The 16,235-nt window shown below is 47.5% G+C and carries 11 protein-coding genes; 5 read left to right on the forward strand and 6 right to left on the reverse strand.

Features of this window, described 5'->3' with window-relative positions; translation table 11 throughout:
- Positions 1-16: 16 nt before the first annotated feature.
- Entirely contained in the window at positions 17-2,743 is a 2,727-nt protein-coding gene (locus tag QZW47_RS01600; protein WP_366930792.1) for an endonuclease MutS2, read from the reverse strand.
- A gap of 432 nt (positions 2,744-3,175) precedes the next feature.
- On the opposite strand from QZW47_RS01600, the gene QZW47_RS01605 reads away from it, so the two are divergent.
- From QZW47_RS01605 to QZW47_RS01615, 3 genes are all read left to right on the forward strand, one after another.
- A complete protein-coding gene (locus QZW47_RS01605; RefSeq protein ID WP_293122729.1) occupies positions 3,176-4,420 on the forward strand; it encodes an ATP-binding protein in 1,245 nt (414 codons plus the stop codon).
- 915 nt (positions 4,421-5,335) lie between these two features.
- Entirely contained in the window at positions 5,336-6,856 is a 1,521-nt protein-coding gene (locus tag QZW47_RS01610) for an aldehyde dehydrogenase family protein (RefSeq protein ID WP_293122732.1), read from the forward strand.
- A 181-nt stretch (positions 6,857-7,037) separates the two neighbouring features.
- Entirely contained in the window at positions 7,038-7,430 is a 393-nt protein-coding gene (locus QZW47_RS01615; protein ID WP_293122735.1) for a DUF779 domain-containing protein, read from the forward strand.
- 230 nt (positions 7,431-7,660) lie between these two features.
- Here the strand turns inward: QZW47_RS01615 and QZW47_RS01620 are convergent, their stop codons facing one another.
- Complete coding sequence (locus QZW47_RS01620) at positions 7,661-8,212, reverse strand: DUF2854 domain-containing protein (protein WP_293122738.1); 552 nt, start codon at positions 8,210-8,212, stop codon at positions 7,661-7,663.
- Between the two features lie 36 nt (positions 8,213-8,248).
- The gene (locus QZW47_RS01625; RefSeq protein ID WP_293122741.1) at positions 8,249-8,470 is read right to left on the reverse strand and encodes a hypothetical protein; all 222 of its coding nucleotides are present in this window, start codon (positions 8,468-8,470) and stop codon (positions 8,249-8,251) included.
- 79 nt (positions 8,471-8,549) lie between these two features.
- On the opposite strand from QZW47_RS01625, the gene QZW47_RS01630 reads away from it, so the two are divergent.
- Positions 8,550-8,810 carry a hypothetical protein gene (locus QZW47_RS01630; RefSeq protein ID WP_293122745.1) on the forward strand — a complete coding sequence of 87 codons (261 nt, stop codon included), beginning with the start codon at positions 8,550-8,552 and terminating at the stop codon, positions 8,808-8,810.
- A gap of 180 nt (positions 8,811-8,990) precedes the next feature.
- Entirely contained in the window at positions 8,991-9,161 is a 171-nt protein-coding gene (locus tag QZW47_RS01635) for a hypothetical protein (RefSeq protein ID WP_293122748.1), read from the forward strand.
- Positions 9,162-9,256: 95 nt separating this feature from the next.
- On the opposite strand, the gene ppk1 is transcribed toward QZW47_RS01635, so the two are convergent.
- The 3 genes from ppk1 to QZW47_RS01650 all read right to left on the reverse strand — a co-directional run bounded on the left by ppk1 (position 9,257) and on the right by QZW47_RS01650 (position 16,065).
- Positions 9,257-11,437 (reverse strand): polyphosphate kinase 1, encoded by a 2,181-nt coding sequence (ppk1, locus tag QZW47_RS01640; protein WP_293122751.1) that lies wholly within the window; start codon positions 11,435-11,437, stop codon positions 9,257-9,259.
- A 370-nt stretch (positions 11,438-11,807) separates the two neighbouring features.
- On the reverse strand, positions 11,808-14,021 hold the full coding sequence (locus QZW47_RS01645) for a HEAT repeat domain-containing protein (protein WP_366930793.1): 2,214 nt from the start codon (positions 14,019-14,021) through the stop codon (positions 11,808-11,810).
- Between the two features lie 115 nt (positions 14,022-14,136).
- Positions 14,137-16,065, reverse strand: coding sequence for an NACHT domain-containing protein (locus QZW47_RS01650; RefSeq protein ID WP_293122754.1), 1,929 nt, complete (start codon positions 16,063-16,065; stop codon positions 14,137-14,139).
- Positions 16,066-16,235 lie beyond the last annotated feature (170 nt).

Below are 16,235 nucleotides of genomic sequence, written 5' to 3' on the forward strand. Positions count from 1 at the left end.
TTAGATGCGCGCCAGCTTATTTGAGATAAACCAACGTCACGCCTCCACCTCCTTCTTTTTGACTGGCGAGCTCGAAGCGAGAAACCTGCGGGTGAGTAGCGAGGAATTCGTGAACTCCGCGCCGCAACTGTCCGGTACCTTTACCGTGAATTATCCACAGCGCACCGTATTCGACGGCTTTGGACAGAGCTCTGTCGATTTCGATTTCGGCGTCGGAGACTCTCGCACCCCGGAGGTCGATCGAATTATTAGCAGTGCGAATGGCAATTTCAGGATTGGGTTTTGCCGGTTCCGTCGCTGCTTGCTTGGCTTTGGCTGCGGCGGCTGCTTGGGCGGCTGCAACTTTGGCTAATTGAGCTTTGGTTTCCGGTTTTTCACCGTCTAGGGATTCAATTTCTGCCAGTTTTACACTCATTTTCATAATCCCAAACCGCACGCTCAACTCTTCGTTAGCATCTGGCCCGCTGAGGACTTCGGCGGTTTGGCCCAGGCTGGGAATGCGGATGCGATCGCCCGTTTTCGGCATAAAACCCGGTTTGGGCTTCGCCGGTTGTTTCCGAGAGGGCAAATGTTTTTCGGAAATTTGATTTAATGTTTCTGTTGCCTGTTGGGCATTTTGAGCAGTTTTATCCCCCGCCTGTAACCGCCGAATGATTTGAGCAATTTCTGATTTTGCTGTGCCTATCGCCTCATTTACTGCCACTTCCTGAGCAATTTTTAGTTCTCGTTCCCGCTCTTGCAAAGCCGCTGCTTTTTGAGAAACTTCCTTGTGCAGTTTTTCGGTTTGGTGCAGCAGTTGAGTTGCTTCGCGGGCTTTGGTTTCCTGTCTCCGGCGCTGGGCTTCGAGTCCTGCGATCACTTGATTGACATCGGCCGAAGCACCTCCGACATGGGTTTGAGCTTCTTCGACTATGGATGCTAGCAAACCGAGTCTTTTAGCAATAGTTAGGGCGTTGGAACGTCCGGGAATTCCCCACAGCAAGCGATAGGTTGGCTGCATGGAACTGTCGTCAAATTCTACTGAGGCATTTTCAAAGCGGGCGTCTTGATATTTGAGGGCTTTGAGTTCGCCAAAGTGGGTAGTTGCAATTGTTAATAGGGAATGTTGGGCGAGATATTGCAAAAGGGCGATCGCCAATGCACTGCCTTCAGATGGGTCTGTTCCGGCTCCTACTTCGTCTAACAAAACTAAAGATTTGGGCATGGGGCATGGGGCATGGGGCATCGGGCATTGGGCATTGGGGATGGGGAATTGGGGATGGGAAATTGGGGATGGGAAATTGGGGATGGGAAATTGGGGATTGGGAATTGGGGATGGGGAATTGGGGATTGGGAATTGGGATGTTTCTTCTGCTTTTTTTACTTCTCTTTCGGCTGCTTTTTCTCCTTCCCCTTCTCCTTCTCCTTTATTTGCCAAAACTTCTAAAATGCGGCTGATGCGGCGGATGTGACCGGAGAAAGTAGACAAACTTTGCTGCAAAGATTGTTCGTCACCAATATCAGCAAGAATGTTGTCGAACCAAGGCAATTCTACTGGCTCGCGGGCGGCAATAAACATTCCGGCTTTTGCCATTAAAGCAGCTAATCCCAAGGTTTTTAGGGTGACAGTTTTGCCGCCGGTGTTGGGGCCGGTGATGGCGACGACGCGAATCTCTGGTCTGATGGTTAAATCGACCGGCACGACTGCAAAGCCTTGCTCGTGTTTTTGCTGCCAAACTAATAAAGGATGGCGCAATTGACGGAGGGTAATTGGCGATCGCAAATTGCGAATTAATACTTCGCTCTCTGCTGCTGGTTCCTCATCTGCTGGTTGCTCGTCTAATTTTTCTGTATTTTTTGGTGCTGATTCTGGCTCTCCCAATTCGATAAATTTCGGCGGGTTTGCTTCCAGCCAATAACCGTAGCGCGCTTTAGCTGCGGCTAAATCTAAAGTTGTTACTACCACCACCAATCTGTCTAAATCTGGTTTGACTGCTGCGACTTGCTCGGTGAGGGCGCGACGGACTGCTTCTTCTTCGGCTTGTTCTTGCCGGAGCAACTGCCGCATTTGGTTGTTAAGATTGACTGTGTTGTGCGGTTCTATATACAGTGTCGCGCCGCTGGCGGAAGAGTCGTGCACAATGCCCGGTATGGCATCTTTTTGGGGAGCTTTTACCGGAATCACAAAGCGCGAGCTTCTTTGGGTAATTACCTGTTCTTGGACGGCGTTGGATTGGCGCTGCAAAATCCCTTGCAAGATTTGATAAATGCGATCGCGCAACTGCCGCATTTGGACTCTAATTCCTCCTAATTTAGGAGTAGCTCGATCGGCTACTTGAGCGCGATCGTCTATACAGCGATGGATTTCTTGCTCGATTTCGGGATAAGTCCGCAATTGGGACGCCAGTTCTTTGAGCGTCGGGACATCGGGCGCAGAGTCAATTATCCGGCGCAATTGCCTTGCTCCGGCGAGGGTAGTAGCAATGGCTAACAATTCTTCGCAGCCGAGCAAACCTTGGATCTCGGCTCGTTGCAGGGCCTGGCTGATGTCTTGGATGCCTTCAAAACTCAAAGCACCGCCAGCACGGCTTTCTAACTGGTAAGCTTCTTCAGTTTGGGCTAAAAGTTCCGCTGTGTGAGCTTGAGTTGCGGGGATTTGGAGGTCTAGGGCGGCGGCGACGCCAAGTTTAGTAGCTGCGAAGGTAGCCAAGTGCTGACACAGGCGCGGCCATTCTAATAGTTCTAGTGTTTCGGCTTGAATCAAAGTTGAGGTGGTTTTGGTAATTGGCATTCCCAGGCGCTGACCGAGAAGGTGAATTTGACTGCACTATTGATTAATTTTAAAGTTTTTTTTTGTTTCCGGGCGCAACGCAAGAAAGTATCTCGGCTCGCTCTCACACTTGATAGCAAGGTGAGAATTTACATTTTTGCGTCACCAGTCTAAAATTATACCTTCTACTGATACAATTTTCCCAAAAAATCTGCAACTGCGGGCAAGCTCCCGAGGATCGCACAGTAATTCATTCCCATTTTTTTAATGTCAAATATAAAATCTAAAATGATATAAGCTATTTTTGCCTTTGAGGGAGCTAGCATCTGCTGTTTTTTTGCTGGGATTGAACTATTGTGTAATTTTAAATATGTCCGGGCAATTGTGGCGGCTGTATCCTAAAGAGTAAGTTGTGGAGCAGGTGTTATGGCAAAGATTCTGACGATCGCGGATGCTGCGACTTTGGAAGTCGTGCAAGAGTTACTGGAGCGGGAGGGACATCAGATCGAAGTCGCTCCCGATGCTAGGGACGGTTTTGATTTGGCGGCGGAATTTTTTCCCGATGTGATAATTTGCGACGGGACTTCCCTGCAAATCAATTGGTTGGAGGTGTGCCGGCTGCTTGGGGGCGATAGAGAATTGGGTACAGCTTATTTTCTGCTGCTGACAACACCCGAGCAACTTGCAGAAGTTGAAGAATTCGACGGGCTGGTGGACGATTTTTTGTTTAAACCGATAGTTAAGCAGGAATTGTTGGCGCGGGTGCGTGCAGGTTTGCGGGGGCGCGATTTGAGGGTAGAGCTTGCTTTAGCTCAGCAAGAATTTCAACGATCGCGCGATCGTATTCTGGAAAATGAAAAGATGTCTAACCTGGGCGAATTGGTATCTGGTATCGCCCACGAAATTAACAACCCAATTACTTTTATTTACAGCAATCTCACTCACGTCCAAAGTTACGCCACCGATTTGATTGAACTGCTGCGATTGTATCAAAAAGAACTCGTCAGCCCTGGAGAGGAAATTATCCAAAAACAGCAAGATATGGATGTAGAATTCGTACTTGATGATTTGTTGAAAATTGTGAGTTCCATGCGTACCGGGAGCGATCGCATCCGGCAAATAATCTTGTCTGTACAGGATTTTTCCCGCAGCGATCGATCGGGCTGGCAGTTATTCGATATTTCCGACGGTTTAGAAAATACCCTGTTGTTGTTGCAGCACCGCTTGCCGGCGCGCGAGGGGCGGCGGGATATCAAGGTGATGAAGGAGTACGGGAATTTACCGCAAGTTGAGTGTTACGCGGGTCAGCTAAATCAAGCTTTTGTGAATATTATCAATCACGCGATCGATGCTTTGGAAGAGTCGAGTCAAGAGTTGAATGAGTCGGAGTCCGTTAAATTTAAACCTGTGATTTTCATTAGCACTCAAGTCATCGATTCTCAGCGGATTGCTATTGAAATTGCTGATAACGATCTAGCAAGCAGCGAAGATATCACAGGTTTCTTTTCCGATTCATTTTTGATGGAGACTCCAGCAGAACGCAGCAGCCCTTTGGGACTTGCTGTGAGCTATCAAATAATTGTCGATCGGCATAAAGGAGAGTTAAAGTGTTTTTCGGAACCGGGGAAAGGAACTAAGTTTAGGATAGAGATTCCTTTGCGGCACAGTTGATTAATAGTTGTGCTACGGTTCGTAGTGAGGACTTTAGTCCTTTCTTATGGGATGCGGACTGAAGTCCTCACTACAAACCTGATAATTAAATTGGTTCGATCGTTCGGAATGCGAGTCCTTTCTTATGGGATGCGGACTGAAGTCCTCACTACAAACCTGATAATTAAATTGGTTCGTAGTGAGGACTTTAGTCCTTTCTTATGGGATGCGGACTGAAGTCCTCACTACAAACCTGATAATTAAATTGGTTCGTAGTGAGGACTTTAGTCCTTTCTTATGGGATGCGGACTGAAGTCCTCACTACAAACCTGATAATGAAATTGGTTCGATCGTTCGGAATGCGAGTCCTTTCTTATGGGATGCGGACTGAAGTCCTCACTACAAACCTGATAATGAAATTGGTTCGATCGTTCGGAATGCGAGTCCTTTCTTATGGGATGCGGACTGAAGTCCTCACTACAAACCTGATAATGAAATTGGTTCGATCGTTCGGAATGCGAGTCCTTTCTTATGGGATGCGGACTGAAGTCCTCACTACAAACCTGATAATGAAATTGGTTCGTAGTGAGGACTTTAGTCCTTTCTTATGAGATGCGGACTGAAGTCCTCACTACAAACCTGATAATTGTTATGTTGCCGAAGATGATATAAAAGCCTCGCCCTCGAAGATTAATATCATAAACTTGTTTTATTTAACAGTCGTACATTTGTATTGATCGTTGGGTGGGTGTGGGCTTTTGAGATTATTAGTTTTAGCCTGAGATTGTTGGTGAACCTGCCCCTACAATGGTTGGACAATATTTGAAAAATGTAAAATTTTGTATAGAAAATTACCTAACTCCGCCAAAATAGACGATAGTTGAAATTCAAGAGATTTCAACAGTCCGCGAAAACAAGTTTTAATTAGGTAATAAAATGGTAGTAGCAGCACCTGTTCAATCTGGCAGTCAGTCGATTTTTCAAGCTCGTTACGACAACTTTATTGGCGGCAAGTGGGTAGCACCGGTGAAGGGGAAATATTCGGAAAACCTGTCTCCAATTACTGGAAAATCTATTTGTCAAATTCCCCGATCGAGCGCGGAGGATGTAGAATTGGCGCTAGATGCAGCCCACGCGGCAAAAGATAAGTGGGGTAAGACTTCCCCCGCAGACAGGGCGCGGGTATTGCACAAAATAGCCGATCGCATGGAAGAAAACCTCGATCGCCTCGCCATCGCCGAAACCTGGGACAACGGTAAACCAATTCGCGAAACCAGACTAGCAGATATCCCACTGGCGATCGACCATTTCCGCTACTTCGCAAGCTGCATTCGAGCTCAAGAAGGGTCGATCGGTCAACTCGACGAAACCACCGTCGCCTACCACTTCCACGAACCCCTAGGCGTCATCGGACAAATCATCCCCTGGAACTTCCCGATATTAATGGCCGCCTGGAAACTCGCCCCAGCCCTAGCCGCCGGAAACTGCGTTGTCCTCAAACCCGCAGGGCCAACCCCCGCCTCAATTCTAGTGTTGATGGAAATCATCGCCGACTTAGTACCGGATGGCGTCATCAACGTCGTCAACGGGCCGGGCGCCGAAATCGGCAAAACCCTCGCTACCAGCCCCCGGATTGCGAAAGTAGCCTTCACAGGCGAAACAACTACGGGCCGGCTGATCATGCAGTACGCCTCCCAAAACGTCATCCCCGTCACCCTAGAATTAGGCGGAAAATCCCCGAACATTTTCTTTGAGGATGTCTGCGCCCAAGATGACGATTTTCTCGACAAAGCTGTCGAAGGATTGGTGATGTTTGCTTTCAATCAAGGCGAAGTTTGCACTTGTCCCTCGCGGGCGTTAATTCAAGAGTCGATTTACGATCGATTTATGGAAAGGGCGATCGATCGCATCCGCAAAATCAAACAAGACAACCCCCTAGATCCGACAACCGCCCTAGGCGCGCAAGTCTCCGTCAACCAGATGGAAAAAATCGCCGAATACGTCAAAATCGGCCGCGCCGAAGGCGCAGAATGCCTGATTGGTGGCGAAAGAAACACGTTATCCGGCGACTTACAAGACGGCTATTATTTCCAGCCGACAGTCTTCAAAGGAAACAACAAAATGCGAATTTTCCAAGAAGAAATCTTCGGCCCAGTATTAGCAGTCACCACCTTCAAAGACGAAGCCGAAGCCTTAGAAATTGCTAACGATACCCTCTACGGCTTAGGCGCCGGAGTTTGGACGCGCGACATGAACACCGCCTACCGCATGGGCCGCGCCGTTCAAGCAGGCCGCGTCTGGACAAACTGCTATCATTTGTATCCCGCCCACGCAGCCTTCGGTGGCTACAAATCATCCGGTATCGGCCGCGAAAACCACAAAATGATGTTGGATCACTATCAGCAAACTAAGAATTTGTTGGTCAGCTACAGCCCCAAAGCTTTAGGTTTCTTCTAAGCAGTACGTACTAACCAACCGTAGGGTGCGTCAGGGGAGAGATTTTGAGTTTCTAGTCAAAATATTCAGTCCTGACGCACCCTACAAGAGACTTGCATTGCACTCATTTCCAAATTATCGGGAAACGATCTGCGTTTATCTGTGTTTATCCGCCTTACATCTGCGGTTTATGTATCAATGAATGATTTATGCAAAAAATCTCATCACTTCTAAAATGGAAACAATCCCTAAAGTCACAGCCACAGAAGCCGCTTTAAAACTCATAGACTATCTCAAAACCGAGCACGGAGAATTGATGTTTCATCAATCCGGCGGGTGTTGCGATGGTAGTTCTCCCATGTGCTATCCTAACGGAGAATTGATAGTTGGTGATGGCGATGTATTGCTGGGAAAAATAGGTGGTTGTCCTTTTTATATTGCAGCACAGCAATACCAACATTGGCAGCACACGCAGTTAATCCTAGACGTGGTATCGGGGCCCGGAGGCAGCGATTTTTCTCTGGAAGGGCCCGAGGGAGAGCGTTTTATTACTCGTTCTCGCTTGTTTTCTGAAATCAAACAATCTGCGATTTAGTAGGATATTTAAAATTTTATTTCAAAATTGGCACGCTCAATAATTGCGTGTTGCTGCATATCATGTCCGCTGGCTACACCGTTAACAAGATTAGTTGGTAGTGATGACTTTAGTCTTCTAAATTATGAGGATTTAAGCCCTCACTACCAACCATTTTTATTAGGAGGAATTGAGCGGACATAATATTATACAAATAAACGGGTGAGGTCAGAAAAGCGATCGCGAACTGTTTAAGCTTCAGTAATTTTAATTAAAGCCAATTCAATTTTGTCATCTGCCTTAGGACTGACTTCGGCGTGCAAACCGGGGCCAAAAAAAGTAGCTATTTTTGCCTTTTTCTCTTCCCAGGTTTCGATCGGCATCAGCGGCGAATAAAACTCTAGAATTAACCCATAAGCACCGTCAACATCAACTTCCCGCAACCCTTGGAGGAGAGGGCGTTCTTCGTCTGTGGGGGCTAGGCCCAAGCGTTCCAGGGCATCATCTAAGTGGGCGGGTTGGCCGTAGCGAAATCGGGTGATATCTTTGCGGACTTGGTTTTGGGTATCTGTGGCCTGACTTTCTCTCAGCAGGAGAACTTCATCAGAAGTCGGTTCGGTGAACTCCGCCGGTTCGAGTTCGGCCGCTTTGAGGGCCAAACCTCCCAGCAACAGCGGAATCCCATAAAAAAAACCTGCTAGGTTGAGGGTAGGTTTGTCGGTGAAGTAGGCATAGAACCCGACTGCTGCTAAAATACCGCCCACAACTAAGGCTAGGCTTGCTAAAGAAATTTTACGTAACATATTAGTGAGGTAAGTAGCTGGAATCAACAATATACTTTAATTATTATCCGGCAAGAAGTCTTGAATAAATTTAGTTTTTTTGCCAAAATACCCGCCAAAACTGCTAGCATCTATGACAGCAGGTTGTCTGTGGATCGACAATTTTGTGTCTAGCTTCAAAAAACTATCCCGCTTTCCCTCTCGCTTTCCCTCTCGCTTTCCCTCGGCGCCACCGATAAAGATCCTGGTTAATTGCACGGCGTTGGTTCCAGAAGGCAATCGAGATCGGCAGTATCATCAAAGTATACAGAGCGGCGATCGCGATCGACGCTCTTGCCCTTTCAACCAATTTTCGGACATGATCAAAGACGAAGACAAACAGACTGCGGTCGCAAACAAGTCTGTTCTCGACCAGATTAACTCGCTCAAACGCGAAGATGAAAGACTTTATAATATCTTAGCGATCGATGTCTGGGCCCTAGCCAAGACAATGGATGAATATCAACCGGGATTTTGGGCTGCTTTTATGAAAAATCGCGACAAAGCCCTGAAGCGCTTTTTATCGGAAATGATGAAAAACAAACCTGCCGATAGCAAACGTCCGCCTTTTCTGCGCTGAACTTTTGATGTACAATCAAATTATAACACAGACTAAAAAACCACGGGTAGCGACCATCACTTCCATATAAAACGGTGAAGGAGCGGCCGCCCAAAGGTAAGTCTGTGAATTAAAAATCCCTGTCTGCGCGCAGGAGGGAAAGTCAAATATTTTTGTTAATACTAGCAAAGGCAAACAACAATGGATGTACAGACAATCAAAGAGCGCGTAGCAGAAATCGAAGTCAAGCGGGCATCCCTAGTACGCCTGTTAGATCGATCGGACTTGGGATCCCTGAGAATAGATGTCAGTCAGGCGATCGAAGAAATTGACGATTTGTTAGAAGAATTTAAACGCACTTTTGACAGTTGACAGTTGACAGTTGGCAGTTGACAGTTGACAGTTGACAGTTAACAGCTAACAGCTAACAGCTAACAGCTAACAGCTAACAGTTAACTGTCAACTGACTAATTCATCGCCATATCCATCAAAATTTGCTGAGAGCTCACTTCCGGGTTATTAGCAGGAGGACGGCGCTGAGAATAATGTCCCCCAGGCTGCAAATCCCAAGCTTGACGGTTGTCCGCCAACATCACACCCAAGATTTCTTGCAACTCCATCACTATAGTCGGATCTTCCACTTGGACGATCGCCTCAACCCGCCTGCTAAGATTGCGCTGCATCCAGTCAGCAGAACCAATATACACCTCTTCGTCGCCACCGTTGAAAAAATAAAACATCCGCGAGTGCTCTAAAAAGCGGCCGATAATACTGATAACTCTGATATTTTCGCTCACGCCCTCAACGCCCGGACGCAAACAGCAAATTCCGCGGATAATCAAATCAATTTTAACACCCGCTTGCGAAGCTTCGTACAAAGCAACAATAATTTGAGGGTCAATTAAAGCATTCATTTTAGCGACAATCCGGCCGCAGCTACCAGTGCCGCTTTCGGCATTCATGCGACAGAAGTCGGCCTCGCGGCGGATTAAAGCTAAAAATCGATCGCGCATATTGACAGGCGCAACCAACAATTTACGATAAGATACCTGCCGCGAATAACCGGTTAAATAATTAAACAAATCCGTTAAATCCGCACCCAAATCTTCGCGACAACTCAACAAACCCACATCCGTATACAGTCCAGCCGTTTTTGGGTTGTAATTTCCCGTGCCGATGTGGACGTAGCGGCGAATGCAACCGTCGTCGCGGCGCACTACCATGACAACCTTCGTGTGGGTTTTGAGTCCCACCAAACCGTAAACCACGTGCACGCCGGCTTGTTCTAACTTGCGCGCCCAATTAATGTTATTTTCTTCGTCAAAGCGGGCTTTGAGCTCGACTAAAACGGCTACTTGCTTGCCGTTTTCTGCTGCTTGAATTAGGGAACTGACGATCGGCGAATCACCAGAAGTGCGGTATAAAGTCATCTTAATGGCTAACACAGAGCGATCGTGCGCCGCCTCAGTAATAAACCGCTGGACAGTCGCCGCAAACGAGTGATAAGGATGATGTAGCATCAAATCGCCCTGGCGGATGGCCGTGAAAATATCCTCGCCATCGTCCATATTCAACATGGATTTACCAATTATGGGCGATTCCGAATTCCGCAAGCGCGGCGGCACCACCGGAGTCCAAGGCTGGTCTTTGAGTTCCGGCACCGGCAGCCCCACAAAGGACATCAAATCCTTGAGGCCTAGCAGCCCCTCCACCACGTAAACATCCTGCTCACCGAGCACCAACTCATCCATCAACATATCTCGCAGCGCAGGCGGCATAATCGCTTGAATTTCCAGGCGCACCGCCGAACCTGTAAATCGGCGCCTGCGGAGTTCCTGTTCTATAGCCAGCAGCAAATCATCCGCCTCATCTTCCTCCACAGTCAAATCGGAATTGCGAGTAATCCGAAACGGGTGATATTCCTGAATATCCATCCCCGGAAACAAAGCCTCTAAATTGTGCGCGATTACCTGTTCGAGAGGTACTCCCGTCCACACAGGAATTTTGCCTCTTTGCTGCCATTGCAAGTCCTCGGGTAATGGCAAAAATCTCGGTAAAACCTGCGGCACTTTGACGCGCGCAAATAGTTCTTCGCGAGTGTCTGGATCTCGGACAACTACTGCTAAATTAAGACTGAGATTTGATAGAAATGGGAAGGGATGACTGGGGTCAACTGCTAGCGGTGTGAGTACGGGAAATACTTGTTCTTTGAAATAGCGATGCAGGTAATTTCGCTGTTCTTGATTGAGGTCAATATAGTCGAGAATATGGATGCCACTTGCTGCTAATTTGGGCCGCAGAGTTTGGTCAAAATAGGCGTGTTGCTGAGTCACCATCGGCAAAAGCCGCTTGTTGATGGCATCTAGCTGTTCTTGGGGCGATCGGCCGTCGGCGGTCAATTTGGTGACTTTGGCTTCTACTTGCTGTTTGAGTGCGGCCACTCGCACCATAAAATATTCATCTAGGTTTGAGCTAAAAATAGCGAGAAATTTGAGTCTTTCTAGCAGGGGCGTGCGGGGGTCTAGGGCTTCGTGGAGCACGCGGTTGTTGAATTCTAGCCAGCTTTGTTCTCGGTTGAAATAGTATTCCGGGTCGCTGAGGTTGATTTCGGTGTAGGTTTTGACTGTGGTCTTTTTTGGCTTGGACATGGTTTGCGGGAGTCTTGCGGGGAGGCTCGATTGTATCTGTATCATTAGTATCGCAGTAGTATTGCGGTCGTGGGGCCGTTGCGGGCGATCGAAATCGCGCCGACACAGGAGTAGCGGGCGATTGAAATCGCGCCGACACAGGAGTAGCGGGCGATTGAAATCGCGCCGACACAGACAAAACCCGAGCTCAGAGGGGTTGAAGAAATTAAAACTCTTGTGGGGTGGGCTTCTAGCCCGCCCCGGAGTAGCGGGCGATTGAAATCGCGCCGACACAGACAAAACCCGAGCTCAGAGGGGTTGAAGAGAATATGTCATTGCGCGCGAAGCAAAGCAATCGCAGAACCCAGACAACAGCGTCGCAATCCCAATATCACGCACCAATCCCCCCAATCCAATCCTGCACAGCATCCAACAAATCCACTCCATCCACCCCAAAACCGGTTAACGGCAATTCCAGCGCTGTATCAGTAATCCAGGCGATATGAATACCCATGTGAGAGTCGGCGAGTTTGCGGGTGAAAGACGAAAGCGCATTTTCGCAGGGGCACGAGTGTAAAATTAAGGCGATATGCTGTGTTTGCAGGCGGTTTTTGAGTTGGGGAATTAATCGCTTGAATTCCGGGGCGTTGCGGATTGCGGGGATGTCTGTATCTGTGGGGAAGATTGTTTGATATAGTTGGGTACAGAGTTCTTGGGCGATCGCGCTTATATCGGTTTCGCCTTCTAGGGCGCGAATGTTGAGGGGCACGGGGAAGGTTTTATCTGTGGGTTTGAGTTGTTTGAGGAGTGTGGGGCGATCGGTGTTTTGTGAGTTGTCGGGTATTGGGGAATTGGTGGGTTGAGAGTGCCATGCTTGATAAAAGTCTGGGTAAGTCATGTTTTGGGCACATTCCCAGATGACTCTGTAGCATTGATTATAGCGATTAAAACTCTTTCTCCGGTCTTGGGAAGTTAGGCAATCTTTCAAACTTGAGACTGCGGTGGCGAAGTATTTATCTTTCATGATTGCCCTTAATTGAAATGCCGCATTTCTTTGGGCAGATACATTACCTGAATTGCGGATTAAATTGACTAAAGCTGCTATCTTCTCTGAGTTATCTTTGCCTATTTCTTCTAAGCTATTTGTCACTATACTCCGATTATTTTCACGATCTGAATGGCGGATTAATTCGACAAAAGTGGCTCTCACCACTGGGTTATTTTTGCCTATTTTTTCTAAGCTATCTGTCGCTACCATCCTGGTAACTTTATCACCACAATTGCGGATTAACTCGACTAAAGCTGCAATAGCTTCAGGGTTATTTGTGTTTATTTCCCCTAAGCTATAGGTCGCCATTCTCCGGATATTTTCGTCACCAGCATTACGAATTAACTCGACTAAAGCGGAAAGTGCTACTGAGTTATCTTTATTTATTATCCCTAAGCAAGCTGCCGCTCGCCACCGTGTATAATCATCACCAGAATTGTTGATTAACTCGACTAAAGCTGCGAGCGCCACTGGGTTATCTTTGTCTATTGCCCCTAGGCTATATGCTGCTTCCATCCTGGTAGATACTTCACCTGAATTGCAGATTAACTCGGCTAAAGTGGCGATTGCTTCTGAGTTGTTTTTCCCTATTTTACCTAGGCTAGCTACCAACTTACGCAGGGTATCTTCATCACTTGAATTGCGGATTAAGTCTGCTAAAGTAGCGAGCGCCACTGGGTTATCTTTGTCTATTGTCCCTAAGCTATTTGCCGCTTCCATCCTGGTATGTTTATCACCTGAATTGCTAATTAACTCTACTAAAGCGACGATCGCAACTGAGTTATCTTTGCCTACTTTACCTAAGCTTTCTGCCGCTTCTTTCCTGGTATTTTCATCCTGAGAAGTACGTATTAACTGGACTAAAGCCGATATCGCCACTGGGTTATCTTTGCCTATTTCCCCTAAGCCTCCTGCCGCTACCCACCGGGTACGTTTATCACCTGAATTGCGGGTTAACTTGACTAAAGCGGCGATCGCTCTTTCCCGATCAGTATCTTTCAGTATCTCCTTTGCTCTCCTGAAAACAGTTCTATTGACGTTCACCCACTGCTGTATTTCATCATCAAAATAACCAAATCCCTGCTTGATAATCTTCGACACAATCTCATCAGCAAAACTACAATCCTTAAACTCAACAATCCCCGCCGCCGCTAGAAAATACGCACGATACCAATAAAAACCACCATCACACCCATCCTCAAACTTAACCAACGCCTTAATAAACGCTTCCTTCTCGTCCTTCCCAACCTCCTCGCGCCCCAACCACAGCAAAATAACCTCCTTCCACTGCTTCTCAAAAATGCGATATCGAGCATCAGGATGCTGCGGATTCCCAGGAATATGATTCAAGAAAAAATGCCAATCCTCAACCGCCAACGCCGCAAAATATTCCTGAAAAGTCGGATGATAAAAAGCATAAATCCCTTCCGCCGTCTCCGCATCCCTCGCCACCAAATTCAGCCAACCCAAATCGCCAGCTAACTCAAACAGCGATGCACCCATCACCCGATATCCCACACTTTCTCGTAACTGAAACCGATCCGTTTCATTTAACATCCCAGCCAGAGCCAATTTCCCCAAAGCCGCATTCAATTCCTGCTGCTGAATCCAATTTAAGCGCGGTTCTTTCCACTGATACAAAGTAGTCACAAACCGCCGATAAAGCTTAGCCTTAGTATCCGGTAAATCGCCATCTAACGACTGCCAAGTACCGCACAGCAGCGAACATCTCAGGGGATTTTTTACTAAGTCTTGAATTCGCTCTTTCCCCGATGCTGCTAATGCTTCCCGTAGCTGTTGGGAAAGCACCCCCCCCAGCCCCCCTTGCTAAGGGGGGAGCAAGAGTTTCTTCTGTATTTTCGGTTGGGAATGATGGAGAAAGCACCCCCCCAGCCCCCCTTGCTAAGGGGGGAGTAAGAGTTTCTTCTGTATTTTCGGTTGGGAATGATGGAGGAAGAACCCCCCCAGCCCCCCTTGCTAAGGGGGGAGCAAGAGTTTCTTCTGTATTTTCGGTTGGGAATGATGGAGGAAGAACCCCCCCAGCCCCCCTTGCTAAGGGGGGAGTAAGAGTGTTCCCTTCTCCTGTCCCTTGCGTTGATAAACCACGAGCAAAAGTATCCCCTTCCTCTCTTGTCCCCCCCCTTAGCAAGGGGGGGTTAGGGGGGGTTCCAAACCACTTATCGATAAATATTTCAACTTGTTCGGGATAGGAAAACTCCAGAGTACGATAAGTATCAAAAGTATCCAACGCAGAGCCGATCGCATCCCAGACATTCTGCCGACAACTTAGCACAATCCGCGCCCTTTGAACACAGCCGCCGGTTCTAACTTGCCGCTGAATTTCCGCCAAAGGATTCCCATCACCCGCAGCCATCTCATCCGCGCCATCCAACACCAACCAAACGCGCTCAGCATTAAACAAAGCTAAAAAATCATCCTTAATATCCGCCGTCGCCTCAGCTTTCCCAACCCTCTTAATTGCCGCCAGCAACCAACTATCAAATAAATAGGATTCTAAATCTTTCCCCTGCAAATCTGCCAAAGCAATCCAAATAACAATAGCCCCTGAAATTTCATCCGCCACCCAATTAGCAATCCGCCGCAACAGCGTAGTTTTCCCCGCCCCCGGTTCCCCAATAATTGCTAACCGCTTTCCGTTGCTTTTCTGACTCCTTCCTTCCCGCAGCACTTGCTCCAGAAACTCGCTATGTTCAAAGGTTTGAGTTACTTCTTTTTCCCGGTACAAATCCGAACCTTCCTCAGCCGCCAAATCTTCCCGGCGCTGAGTCACTTTATGCCGTTCCACCAAACCCAGCGGCACATAAACATCATCAATTTGATGGTTGCCAAAAGTTAGCTGATTGCTACTCAGCCGCTGCTGTTCTTTCTCATCTAAAATCTGCTGACAAATACTCTGCCAGTCAATCGGTTGGTAGACAATGCGGCTCTTTTCGACAATCTCCTCAAGCCAAGCATACATCTGTTGGGTTCTGGTATCAATTCGCGTCAATGTTTGCCCGGTAAATATCTGAAAAACCTTTTCATTTTCCTTGATTTCCTGAGCAAAGTATGCAGCTACCAAGGCAAACAACTCTTGCTCTAACTTTGTCTTGTAGGGTGCGACATCGCAATTTTCCAGAGCAACTTCTAGCAGTTTTTGCTTGACTACTGCTACCCGATTCTGCTTTAACTCATCTGTCGCAGTCAGCAGCAATTCTATCTCGTCTAAACCTGCAATCGGAATCCCAGACGGGACTGTTTCTTGATCAACCTGTTCTAAATCTAATTTTAACTTTTCAACCTTTCGTCTCAACCAATCAAAATGGCGCCGCCTGTCTTGCAGCGAATAGCTAAAACTCTCTCGGTTATTCGCATTTTTCGGGTCGATTTCCTGTTTGCATTCCGAGGCGATTTGCTGCTGAGCTTTCAGGAAAGAAGTTTTTAGTGCTTTTTCTAAATCGTGATTGACAATTTTACCGTTTCGTGATACTTTTTTAACCCCAGTCAAACAGGCGTGCTTGACTGCATCATTAACTTGAGTCCCTAGAATGCCTTGCCAAGCGACGGTAAACAGCAAGCCCAAGGTAATCGGATCTGACATTTGACGGCTCTCCTGATGCGCTGCTCCAAGCGGGTTAGTTTGATTATAGGCGATCGCGCGTCTGGATGGGCGATCGATCGATATTACTGCTCAATATATAATTGTTTCACTTGGTCGCAGAAATCTGTTGTGCGATCGCACAGCCTGATTCCAAATGCTACAATTGATTA

This window comes from Microcoleus sp. bin38.metabat.b11b12b14.051, from assembly GCF_013299165.1.
Lineage (GTDB): Bacteria > Cyanobacteriota > Cyanobacteriia > Cyanobacteriales > Microcoleaceae > Microcoleus.

What these genes read in the sequence shown, in the direction of transcription:
- QZW47_RS01645 (WP_366930793.1), bottom strand. Translation starts at nt 14,021, where the DNA reads ATGTTAAATGAAACGGATCGGTTTCAGTTACGAGAAAGTGTGGGATAT.
- QZW47_RS01615 (WP_293122735.1), top strand. Translation starts at nt 7,038, where the DNA reads ATGATTTATGCAAAAAATCTCATCACTTCTAAAATGGAAACAATCCCT.
- QZW47_RS01610 (WP_293122732.1), top strand. Translation starts at nt 5,336, where the DNA reads ATGGTAGTAGCAGCACCTGTTCAATCTGGCAGTCAGTCGATTTTTCAA.
- QZW47_RS01630 (WP_293122745.1), top strand. Translation starts at nt 8,550, where the DNA reads ATGATCAAAGACGAAGACAAACAGACTGCGGTCGCAAACAAGTCTGTT.
- ppk1 (WP_293122751.1), bottom strand. Translation starts at nt 11,437, where the DNA reads ATGTCCAAGCCAAAAAAGACCACAGTCAAAACCTACACCGAAATCAAC.
- QZW47_RS01635 (WP_293122748.1), top strand. Translation starts at nt 8,991, where the DNA reads ATGGATGTACAGACAATCAAAGAGCGCGTAGCAGAAATCGAAGTCAAG.
- QZW47_RS01620 (WP_293122738.1), bottom strand. Translation starts at nt 8,212, where the DNA reads ATGTTACGTAAAATTTCTTTAGCAAGCCTAGCCTTAGTTGTGGGCGGT.
- QZW47_RS01650 (WP_293122754.1), bottom strand. Translation starts at nt 16,065, where the DNA reads ATGTCAGATCCGATTACCTTGGGCTTGCTGTTTACCGTCGCTTGGCAA.
- QZW47_RS01605 (WP_293122729.1), top strand. Translation starts at nt 3,176, where the DNA reads ATGGCAAAGATTCTGACGATCGCGGATGCTGCGACTTTGGAAGTCGTG.